Annotated in this window: 1 protein-coding gene; it reads right to left on the reverse strand. The window is 65.1% G+C overall.

The window, feature by feature from the left end; translation table 11 throughout:
- Positions 1 to 52 precede the first annotated feature (52 nt).
- The gene (locus AB0L57_RS32345) at positions 53 to 12,148 is read right to left on the reverse strand and encodes a LuxR C-terminal-related transcriptional regulator (protein WP_364970507.1); all 12,096 of its coding nucleotides are present in this window, start codon (positions 12,146 to 12,148) and stop codon (positions 53 to 55) included.
- Positions 12,149 to 12,584: the final 436 nt, after the last annotated feature.

Raw genomic sequence — 12,584 nt, forward strand, 5'->3', positions numbered from 1 at the left:
TGGGGCCGAGCGCGGCCGTCTTCGCGGTCGGTCGCCGAACGGGGCTTACCGCCTACTCCGGCTCGTTCAGCCATCCGCTTAGCCGGGTGTGTAGTTCATCCCGTGAAAAGTCGGGAAAACCGGACTGCCGAGAGAATCGCGCGTGAAGCAGATCGACCCAGGTGTCCAAGTTATTCTTCTCGCGCACCTTGGGTACCAGGTCCTCCGCGCTGTGCACGGTCCCCCTCCAGTCGGAGATCGTACGGTACATGGCGAGGACCGCCCCGGGATCGACGGCAGGATTCGCGGATGGTATCCGATCGATCCACATTTCGGTAGCTCGAGCTCGGGTCGCCTCTTCCGTCCCCCACAGACGCTCCAGGAAGAATGACGCGTCATAGAACGGATCGCCTGCCCCGGCACGTTCCCAATCCAGTATCCAAACTTTTCCTTCATCATCGAGCCGAATGTTGGGAGGCCAAAGATCATTGTGGACAAAGATGACCGGTTCGCCCGCACGGCTGTCGTCGGCCTGAATGTAGTCCGACAACGGGCCGATGCCGAGCTCCCGGAGTTTCGACAGCTGATCTCGCGGCAGTTTGTAGTACTCGTTGTCGGCATGCTGGATCACCAGTCGCTGCCATGTTGGAATATCGATTGCCATTTCTTCCGGCAAGGGCTGCGCTGACGTCAACTGAACCTGATCCAAAAGATCGGGTAGCCAATCGATCAGCTGGGGATCGTCGCTGGCGGGAGTCTTGCCGGGAACAAACCTCATTATCGTAAATTCGCGGGACGTATTGGGGTCCACTCCAGCGTGGAGGATCTCGGGTGTTCTCACGTTGCCCGCACGCGCGTATTCGATCGCCGCATTCTCGTGCATCCAATTTCGCATGAAGCTCGCTGGACGTTCGCCCTTTTTGGCTCTTATCACCGCTGGGCCCGCGCTTGTGTCGACCCGATAGACGTCGCTGCCGGTTCCATCGAAATCCGGCTTCCGGTTCCGGATCTGTTCGAGCAACTGCCGGGCCTCTTCTGGAGGAATTGCGAATCGTCGGCCACTGTTTGCCTTCGGCGGTGCGTCGGTCGAAGGCTCGGAGGGCGCGGACATGTGCGGCGCGGCGTGGCCGGAGTTGGACGGGGGATTGCTCGCTGCCTGGACCGCGTTGTCGCCCCGGCCGCCGGTGGTGGGCTGAGGAACCCCACTCCAGGGCGTGGCTCGTGATGCGGGCTTCGGTGCGGCGGCACTCTCGGTGCCGGGCCGACGGCCCCACGGCGTCTGTGCTGCCGCCCGGCGCCCGGCGCCGGGTGTGGCCGCCGGGGCGTCGCGCGTCGAGTCGCGACCCGGCGGGTTGTCGAGTGGGTCCGCCGCCGGATCCGGTGTACCGGCAGGCGTGCGGCGTGGCGGACCGGGAGCCTCGTCGGAGGGCGTAGGTGCGGCGGGTGCCGACGTGGAACGAGCGTGCGCAGGCGAGGCGGGCGTGGTCGGAACGGGTGAATCCGTGCCGGGCGCGGGGGCGCCTGCCGGGTTGTCGGCCGGTGCCTCCCCGGACGTGGCCATGTCGGGGCTCGCTGTCGCCAGCAATGGAGCGACCCGTGCGCGCAGTTCCGCGGCGTTGGCTGTGGTCGTGGTGGCCGGCTGACCGCCGCCGCCGGGCGCCTCGGCGAAACCGCCCCGCACCGCCCACTTGATGATCGTGTCGATATCCCTGACACCGAGTTTGTTTCGCATCTTGAACTTCGCCATCCCCACCGCATTGGTGGACATGCCGAGTTCTTCGGCCATGGCCGCGTCCGAAAGCCGGCGAGGCAGCAGTCGGAGGATCTCCTTTTCCCTCGGGGACAGCAGGTCGAAACCGCCGGTCGGTTCGGTGCCGATGTCCGGTGACCGGATATCCCTGGCGGTCTGGAGCAGCGTGTCCTGGTCGGTACCGAGTTTGCTCGCGAGCGCCATGAGGTCGCTGCGCACGGTGGAATCGGAGACGCCCCACTCGTCGGCGATCTGCTTGAACGAGCGACCGGCCGCGGCCTGGCGAATGAACGTGCGCTCGCGATCGGTGGCTGTGTGCAGCCGCACCGCCTGTGCCAGGTCACGCAGGATTGCCAGAGTGGTACCGCCCGAAGTGGCCTCGGGGCCGGGATGCTCGGCTGCCCCAGCATCCACCTGTCGAATCGTCATGGCGATCAGCTCCGCTGTGGTACCACTGCCGGTCAGCGCTCGCAGGCGCGCGATCGTGGTGTGCACGGTCCAGGTGGATACCCGCAGTTCCTTCGCGATCGCCCGGTCGGATCTCCCCGCGGCCTTGAGCTGGATGATCCGGCGTGCGCGGGGATCGTCGAGTGCAGGCTCGACCGACGTGGGCAGAGGTGCGATGACACCGGCGCGGACGGTGGCCGCGGCCAGTGCCGCCAGATGGTTGGGAACCTGGAGAATTTCCGCGAGTGCCGAGAGCCGGACGTCGACCCAGGAGCGAGGCCGGTCGAATGCGGAAGCTATCTCGCTCCGGTCGTAGCCGCGCGCGATCATGGCGACGATGCGCATCAATTCGGCGTGCTGTTGCTCGTCGGAATCGGTGGTGGTCGTGTCGAGCTGGTGGATTGTCTTCGCGACAAGTTGGGTTGTGGTCGCGGAGTGGGTGGTTTCTCGCAGTTGGGCGAGTATGTTTCTGATCTGGGTGGTACCCAGGTCCACGTCCTCAGCGATCTGCTCGACTGTATTACCCAATGCCTTCGCTGTGACGATCGCTCGTTGCCGTGGCGTCAGGACGATGGGAAACTGCGGAGGGGCATCGATGAGCTCGCGCCGAATTCCGGCCACCACCAGCGCGGTGCTGTGGTCGACTGTCCACGTGGTGGCGGTGCTGTGGACGACGGTAGCGAGCTCCCTCGACAGGTCGGCGGCGCGGTGGAGTAGCCAATCGTGTGACCGGTCCAGGGCGGCTGCGGCACCGGGGATGGTGTGGCCCGCCGCGAGAAGTGTCAGAATGTCGCGTCGAAGCTTCTCTTCCGGGTATTCCAGAAGCAGATCTTCGCCGACCGCGAATGCGAATACCTCCGGCCAGCTGTCTGTGGAGAGTTTGCGGAATATGTTGCCTGCGATGTCCCATGCTGTTTCTCTCGAAATATCGAGCTGTTCGGCGATGTCGGCGTAGGACATGTTTTGCGCGCGGGCTTCGACCACCTGTATTTCGCGATCGGACAGTCGTATCCGCCCGTCTTCCTCCGGCGATCCCTCGATCATCCCCAGCCGGATTGCGCGCTCGCGTATCACATCCCGCAGTTTCAAGCCCAGCGTGTTGCCGATTTCCTGTGTATATCTGTGGATGCTATTGGTCGACAATCCCATGAGTGCGGCGCACTCGCCGGGAGTCTTTCCTCGCCGGAACAGGTCGATCAGTTCCAGATGGCGGGCTTGAAACCGCGGTGGAGTGCCCTCGGATTCGCTGTGCTCCGCCGCCGCGGCGAGCGCGCTATGGTAATCGATATACAAATTGTGCGCGATCTCGTTGTACAGACGATACAAGGCTCTTCGGCTGATGCTCAATTCTTCTGAAATTTCGGCATCTGTCGCCGTGCCGAGCAGGCTCAGCACGTGGGAGTGATTGGGCGCGAAATATAGTTGTTCGACTGTCTTCGTGATCAGTTCGGCTGTGGTCGCGGAGTGGGTTCGATTGCGCAGCGAAATAATTCGCCCAGTGACGTTGGATTTCGACATGGAGACCTGCTCCGCGATTTGTTCGTGCGTCGCTCCGTATGCAATGGCTGTGAGGAAGAATCGTTCCAGCGGCGTCAGTTCGATGGGGAACTGTGCGGGTGCGTCTATGAGCCCGCGATGTATTCCGTACGTCACCAGCGCACTGGTTTTGTCGACAGTGCCGAGCTCGGACGCGAGGCTGGCAGTGTGCCGAATCAGCCATTGGTACGACCGATTCAGCGCGGCGGCGGCGCTGGTTCTGGTGTGTCCGCCGGCGAGGAGTAGGAGGATTTTCTCCCATCGAATCTCATCAGGATGTTTCTCGATGAGGCCCTCGGTGATCGCAAAATCGAATACTTCTTTCCAATTTCCGGTCGATAATTTGGCGAGAATATCTTTTCCGAAGTCTTCCGCCGTGGTCCTGGTGATTCCCAGTTGCTCGGATATCTCGGTGTAGGAAAGATCCTGTGCGCGAGCGACGATGATTTGTTTTTCGCGATCGGTCAGTCGTATCCGGGCGATTTCTCCGATCGGTGTTTCGACGATCCCCCGTCGGGCAGCGTGCAGAAGCACGAAGTCGCGCAGCTTGATGCCCGACCTGGCGCTTATTCGTTGGATATAACCGCGCACGGTGATGACAGACAACCCCATCGCTGCTGCGCATTGCTTCGCGGTCATGCCCTGGTTCAACAAGCCGATGAGCTCGATATGGCGCGCGGCCAATCGCGATGACCAGGTCGGGTCGGAGTCCATCCGCTGCTGTGCCGCTCGGGCCAGCTCGTGGTGATAATCGATGCCCAATTGCCGCGCGAGTTCGATGAATATCTGATTGAGCCCCGCCGCGGTGAGGTTCAGCTCCTGCGCAATCTGTTCATCCGGGGCGCTGGCGAGCCTTCTCAACACCTCGGCAGCGGTGCCCCTGCGCATGTTGGTGCCGGCCAGCCGCAACTCTCGGGTGAGAAGGTGTAGGGCTGTGGCCAGCTCCGGATCGGGAGATCCGTCGCTCTCGATTGCCGCGGGTTCGGTGCTCGAAACGTGCGAACCCGATCTGAGCGCGTCCAATTTCGCTCGCCCCTCGCCGGTGAGGCGGATGGACTCCAGTGCGAGTTCGAGCTCCGCGACGGTTGCCTGGCCGAGTTGGTCGCGATCGGGAGTGCTGAAGTCATACGACGTGGCCACTCGGACGAGCCGATCCCGGAATTCGACGAAAGCGTCGTACTCGCGCATGAGGCGGGTGGCTTTGGCGATGATCCAGCGTTCGATATGAAGGTCGGCGGGTTTCAGCGGGATGCCATCGACGGCGCGTGTGATCATTTCGTCGGTGAGTTCTCGGGCCAACCTGCCTTCGCCGTAGCCGCGCGAAAGCCAGCGATATATCTTGTCGCCGAACCGCTCTCGCAGTACTTCGATCGCTCGATCCCGGTTCCCCCGCGCGAAAGCGACTTTGACCAGCTCGGTCAGCTCTTCGTAGGGAGTGTCGACATGCAGTCGGCTACCGGAGGTGTCCGGTTCGCGGTCAGGGGTGCCGGCCGGACCTTGGAGGTTGGTGGGGAGCCCGGGTTCTGCTTCGGTGTCGAAAGCGTGCTCGGCTTTCGCGACGACGTGCTTGTCGAAGTAGGCGACGTGGAAGGTGTCGCGGGTGATGTCGTATTCGGTCTGCCAGTCGTCGGTGAGCTCGCGGGTGCGGGGGATGCCCGGTTCGGTGTCGATGAGGGTGTCGGTGATGAACAGCAGGCCGTTGATGTTGGTGATGACCCAGGCGTGGGCGTTTCGGCCGTTGTCGGCGGTGAGGACCGCCGTGCCGTCTCGTTCGAGCTTCTCTGCGATGTCGTGGAGCCAGTCGGCGCCGTCGGGCATCTTGCGCAGCCGGGCGACGATGACATCTTCGAGGCGCTCGCCGGTGGTGATGTTCTCGTTCTCGAGTTCGTCCTGTTCGTCGTTGCCGTAGGCCCAAAGGGTCCGGGCGGCGTGGGTGGCGCATCCGATGCGACGTAGCAGTGCCAGGGCTTCGTCGATCGTGTTGTGCAGAGGGGTGTTTCCGGTGAGTGCGGTGCGGGCGATATCGCGAACGGCGGCGCGTTTCGCGGTGGTGAGTTGCTGGTGGAGTTGTCGCAGGGCGTGGGTGGCGTCGGTGAGCACGGGGTGGTTGGGCAGGCGTTCGGCGGCCACACCGAGCGCGTCGATCGCCCAGCCGAGGTGCTCGATTCCGGTGTGCGTTCCGGCGCTGGTGAATTCGTGGGTGGCGACGGTGAGTAGATCGGTGACGTAGTTGGCGGTTGCGGTGGTGAGGTCGAGGTCGGAGCTGTTTTCGGAGCGTGCTCGTTCGAAGGCGGTGGTGTCGCGACGCAAGCGATCTCGGGCCGAGGCAACGTGCTCGTCCTCGATCCGGTCGGCCGGTTCGCCGATGTCGTCCGGTGTGCCGACGATGACGAATTCGTCCTCGTCGCTGGTGGCGTCGTCGTTCGAGGTTGCGGCGACAACGAATGGGTCCTCGCTGCCGGTGCCGGCAGTCCCGTCCGGGTTTCCGGGGACGATGAGTTCGTCATCCCCGGTGACAGTCCGGTTCGCGGCCACGAGTTCGACATCGGTCTGGCTGAACTTGCTCGCGTGGAATCGGTGCCATGTCGGTGGCAGCTGGCCGAACCACGACAGCGGTGTCGCCGGATCGTCCGGGTATCGAAGCTCGTGGAGTGCCTTACCCAGAGCATGGGCCGTAGGGCTGTCGCGGTGCAGCAGCATGATGATGTCGGTCTGATCGACCGCGAAGCGGTCCGCACCGCGGCGCGCGAAATCGATCGAGCGTCCGAGTTCGAATGCCGCATGCTCGGCGCTCGCCCGGCCGGACAGCCGGCTCGCGGTGCGGCCGAGAATGTCGACGGCTCGGGCCAGCATTTCCCGGCCGGCAAACGTATGGTGGCGGTAAATCAGCAGGTGGGCCGCGGCGTCGAGAGTTGCGTACACGTGGTCGGCGGCCAGTGCCCCGAACTCGCGATTCGATATCTCCGACGCCGCTTTCGCCTCCTCGAAGGCCGCCGCCGTCCGATTCACCGTCGCGAACAGCTCGAAGGCTGTCGGGGAGCTGTGCCGGTGGGTCCGCACCGCCGCATCGATGGCCGCGTGGTCGACGCGCCAGCCGCGGTCGAGTTTGGCCAGCAGTCCCGTCACCGCGTTTCGGTGCGCGGGGAGTGGTTCACCGTCGAGTGCTCGAACACCGCGGTCGCTGCCTGGAAGAAGACGGATCGCGCGAATATGGCGCACCTTGTCGTCGATCTGGTCCGCTGTTCGCGTGATCTGGGAGGCGAAGACGAGCAGGTGCGACAGATCCACGCCTCGGTCGGTGACGGTGCCAACGCTGTCGAACAGTGTGCTCGTGGCTTTCGCGATGTCGGCGACGATCGGTGCCACCGCCGCCAGCTTGGTGCTGACATCGAAAAGGGCTCGGTAGTCGGGGATGTGCTCCGGGAGCTGAGATCCGATGCGGAGCGTCAACTCGGCTACGAGTCCGTTGAGCAGCCTTGTGTCATCGGCCATTTCGGTGCCGGATGGGGCGACGCCGCGGTCCAGTGCCGCGAGCTGTTCGTCGAGCCGGGCGCGTATCCGTGCGAGCAGGGTTGTCGCCTCGGCGTCGGTGAGTTCCGCCAACCGAATCTGCAGGCCACCGAAAGTGGCCTCGCGCAGGAGTGCGTCGGCCAGCTCGGTGGTGATCGCAATCGGTCGGCCTTCGGGCGGGGCGCCGTTGTTGTCGTCGCCGGCCTGCGGCGGCAACAGGCCGCCCGCCGTGCGCAGGTCGGCCAGGACATGGTCGAGCGCGGTCATCATCGCGGAGTTGCGATCGAGCGCGAGAATGGCCTCCTTCCGAATCGGGCGGGGACTGGCATAACCGGCCATGGTGTCGCGCAGATCGCTCAGTACGATGTGCAGCTTGCGCAACTGGTCGACGGTTTCTTCGATATGCAGACGCGGCAGCCGCTCGCTCACTGCGGCGAGATCGTCGCAGAGGCGCCCGATGAGTTCGACACCGGTGGCGGTGTCGCGGGTGTTGATCAGGTAGTAGGACGCCACATCGATCAGGCTCGCCAGGTGGAATGCGGCGGATCCGGCGAATTCGGCATCGGTGCCCTGGTGCGCACGGTCGAATGCCGCGGTCAGATCGGCGTGCTCGCGGAACAGCGCGGGGAGTTCCTGAGTGGTCGTCGAGGCGCGGTCGTTCCGCAGGAATCTGTCGAGTACGTCGGCTCGGGCGAAATATGACTGCCACGTCTCTTCCAGGATCACCAGGTTGCGATCGGCGGCCCGGACCGGGCCCCGATGATCGCTGTCCGGTTCGGCCGTGTCGTCGGCTGTCGCCTCGAGATGCCATGGCACCTGGGTGTGGAGTCGTTCCATCAGCACCGCGGCCCGGTGCGCCCGCGTGACGAACTCCTCCAGCGTTGACATCGCGAAGATCGGGTCCAGCACGGTCAGGGCTCCCACACCGTCGATCAGGGCATCACCGGCGGCGGCGATCGATCGCTGCAGTGGGATCCGGTCGACGAGCTGGCGGGCTGTGCGGAACAACGTCGAGTAGTCGTCGATCGGTGCGGGCGAATTGCCCGGTCGCGCCTGAACTTCCAGCAGGAGGACGTTCAACACCCGCAAGGTGTTCGCCAGCTGCCGTGACGGCATGGTCTCGCCGCGGCGAAGCATGTTCACCGAGGTGACGACCGCGCCGGCGAGATCGTCCAGAAGGGTGCGCGCCTCATCGTCGGACAGTGCTCGCAGCCGCTCCAGCAGTGCATCGAATGAGTGCGCGCTCAGTGGCGTGACGCGGTCCGCCACGGTCGCCAGGTCGTGCGAGGACAGTTCGGCCGGTGGGGTGATCGGTGTGGGGGCGGGCCCGGGCAGACCGCTGGCGGCGGCGGAGAACCTGTACGGGAGGCTGTTGGCAGGGAGGTCGGTGGCGGGGGCGAAGGTGGGCTCGGTCCATTGCGCCGGCGGCGGATTCGTTGCTTCGATCGCTTCGAAGAAGCGGTAGTTCGTCAGCGCGGGAGATACGCTCCGATGCCGGTCGTCGTGCCATTCGACCGATGCGGCGATGAGCGCATTGAAAAGCTCCGTCTGCGCGAACTTGATCTGTGCGGGGGTCAGCCGCCCGACTGCCGCCGCACGTGCCAGGCGCACCGTGTCGTGGATTATCCGTTGCACATCGAAGAAGAGCGCGTAGACGTGCCCGCCGGGCAACTCGTCGGCCAGGCCGGTCCGGCCGGCGAGGTGGTTGAACCACTCCGGGTCGTAGGCGCTGTCGCCGAAGCGGGCCATCTCCCAATCGAGCGCCACGACTTCGGTGGTGTCGACCACCAGCTGCCCGTCGACCAAGGTGAGCATCAGATTCCCGAAATGCAGGTCGCCGTGGATGACTGCGAACCGAACCGGGTCCAGACCTCGGGACTGCTCGACGACGTATTCGAACGGATCCTCCGAGACCCGCAGTCGATCGAAGACCGGGCCGAATTCGGCGCGCAGTGAATTCCACAGTTTCCGCTTCTCCGCGACCAATTGCCGAATGAACAGTCCCGGATCACCCTCGCCGATCTGTGTGCAGCTCAGTTCGCGCCGGATCTGCCTGATACCTTCGAGGACACGGTCGAGCGGAACCGTCGTACGGCTCATATCGGCGACGGTCACGGCGTCGTCGAAGAAGCTCTGAATCTGAACGGTGGCACGGCTACCGTCGGGAAGTTCGACATCCGGCAGAACCCGGTACACCCGGGGGATGTTCCCGACACCGAATTCGGCCAGGAGTTCCAGGATCCGCCATTCCGCGGCGACCCGGGTGTCCATGCCGTCACCACCATGTTTCGCGATCCGCACCATGAATCGGCCGGTCTCGGGGTCACCGACCGGGATATTGAGATTCCAGCTACCCGATACCGCCTCGTCCATACTGCTCAGCGCCGTCGCGATGAGAGTGTGTGCCATCTCGTCGTCGAGTTCGACGCCGGATTCGCCACCGAGGAAACGGTATTCGTCTCGCGGGCGGAGACCGGGGATCTGCTGGGACGCGGCGGCTTCCCCCTCGCGATCGGAACTTCGCGGTGCCGGGTTCGTGGACTCTCGATCGCGCTCCGCGGATTGTGTACCGCGTAACGCCGTGGCGAGTTCGAGCACCGCCGCGTGACGGGGGCCGCCGGGGGCGTAGTCGGGACGCTGTCCCTCCCAGTACTCGCGCATCAGTGGTTCGGCGCGACCCGGATCGAGTGTGGCCAGCGCGCGGTCCCACTGCTCGCGCGTTGCGGAATGCACAGCCTCGATCAGCGTCGCGTCGACGTGGACACGCCGGCCGTTGGCGTCATTCCAGTCGTCGGCTCCGATGACGAGGTCGATCAGGACCGCTTGCCGCATACGCGCGAAGCGACCATGTTGTACAGCCAGCTCGCGAGCGGTCACTCGGAGCTGATCGGGTGTGGCCGGTCGTTGTGCCCGTGCGGTGGCGATGATCGTGCGAGCCAGCTCTCGATCGCCGACCCGGTGATAGATCTCTCCGATCAGTTGCTCGTCCGCGTCGGTGGCGGCATCACCGGGTCGGCCGGCGCGCGCGTCCGCGGCGCCGGGTGGAGTGGTGCCCGGGTCGAAACGGTTGAAAACCCATGGTGATTCGCCCTTGGTGACATTGGGCGGGGCGATGGTGGCGGCTCTCTCGAACTGCCGGGTGATCCGGTCGGCGGCGGTCGGCATCGCCGCCCGCCCGGGCCACGTGGTCGCCTGTGGCTCGGTGCCGGTGGTCGACGGCCGCGGTGTCGTCCCGGCGATGTCGTCGGCGCCGGGGACGATGTAGCGAGCGGGGTCCAGTCGTCGAGCATTGCCCGGATCGACCGTTCCGACGCGCCGGTGGACCAGGACCGCCTCGACGGTGCGCTCGTCGTCGGCGTATGTCACCGCGACATGTTCGACCGCCGGATCGGCTGCCTTCAGCTGTGTTTCGAGTGCGCTGAGGTCGACCAGGCCGCTTCGGGTCCGTGGCAGCGCGTACCCGGGGTCGAGCTGCTCGATCTGCAGGACCGGCAGATGGTCGGCCGGCACGGGCACATCGTGGGCGCGTCCGTATGTGGCCGCTCGAGCCCGCACCATGCCGGCGGGCGGTTCGGGTTCGGCCGGCGCCGGTCCGGAATAGACGGGGACACCATCGGCCGGTGGCCGATGTGCCGATTCCGGCCCGGGATCCAGAGCGTCGTACACCGCGGCGAGGACCTCGGCGTCGACAACACCGTCGTCAGGGTCATCGAGCAGCGAACGGCCCATCATGCGCAGCCCCAGCTCGATCTCGTAGAGCGAATGATGATGGGGCACCATGAAAGCCACCATCGCGTCGATGAAGTCGCGCTCGGGCACCCCGTCCGGGCGCAGCAGGAGAAGACGCCACAGCATGCGAGTGGTTGTGCCCGAAATCCCCGCTGTCAGCGCTGTTCCCAGTTCGACGGCGACCCGGCGGAAGTAATCCGACGTCGCTTTGAATTCGACCAGGGCGCTGCCTTGCCGCCAGGACAGTTCCACCGTGAACTTCGTGTGGTCCAATCGTCCCGCGTTGACCGGATCGATGTATCCGGCATGGTGGTACACCTCGACGAATTCCACCGGGCAGATGCCGTCGTCATCACGAATACGCGCACCGGATTCATCGACCGCGTAGACCGGCACGACGTATTCGACTGTGGGATCTGTCTCTCGTAGCTGTGCCTCGAGCCGATCCGCGTCGACACGGCCGCGGTGATCGCGCCGGAACTCGCGGCCGGTCGGAGTTTCGATCCGTTCGATACGCAGGACCCGCGGGCGTGCGATGAGCGCGGCGAACTCGCGTGGTGACAGCGGCGTACCCATTGCCGCCAGGTCGCGGGAGGTCAGCGACCGGCGTCGCTGGTCGACCGGCGTACGGTTGTAGCTGATTTCCTTGCGTATGTCGTATGCGTCGAATATGGCGTCGGCGTGGCTGTTCCGGACGCGCGTATACCGAACCTCGCGCAGATCGGCCGCGGTGATGGGCTTGTCCGGATGGTCCTTCCGGAATTCTCGGATCGCCGCCCGCAGCATGTCGACATCGATATCGGCTTCCAGCTCGCGTGCGGCCTGCTCCCAGTCCGGTCGGTTCAGTAGTCGGGCGATACCTTCGTCCAGGGTGAAACCTGTTGTACCGTAACGTAGTTCGGCGTTGCGTACGGTGAGATTGAGGTATGCGGCCATGATCTCGCGCAGATTGCCTTCTCTGCGCAATGTTTCGAGCGTCACGTGATCCGGCATCGCCCCTCCCCAGAGGGGGTTTTCCCGTGCACCGGTTGTTCGGTAGATCTGCTCGGTCGTCGCTTCCGGGAACAACTTGGACAGCACCGTGAGTGTGGCGTCCAGGGCAGCCAGCGCGGCGGCCCGCGTCTCGGGCCGGTGATAGCGGTCGGTGGCGATCCCGATCTCGCGCATCTTGTGCTGCCGCCAATTCGAGCGTGACACGGAATTGCCACTGCGATCGGGCCTTCGGCCGGTCGGCTGCGTCGCCGTCGGAGTGCCGGTCGACTTCTCCGGACCCGCTGCGCCACCTTTTTCCGTCCAGGGGGTCGCGGTGGGGGGCGGGGCGATGGTGTCACCGGTGCCGCTATCGCCGGTGGTGGTCCGCGCACTGCCACCGCGTCTGGGCTCGGGCGTGGCGGCCGACCACGGTGAGGGGCCGGGAGTGGCCCGGCCGCTCACCGTCCGGGTACCGTCCTCGGGCTTCGGATCGCGGCGCGATGGACCGAGACCGGCGGCGGGTTCGGGTGTGTCGGGGTTTCCGCGGATGGGGAACTGGGACAGGGCGTGTGTGCCGTAGCCGGTTGGTGTCTGCGCTGTGGGAGCGAGGTTGCCGTGTTGGTCGGCTTCGTAGTTGGCGGCGAGGTATTGCAGGCCGGGG

The organism is Nocardia sp. NPDC052254 (assembly GCF_040679495.1).
GTDB lineage: Bacteria > Actinomycetota > Actinomycetes > Mycobacteriales > Mycobacteriaceae > Nocardia.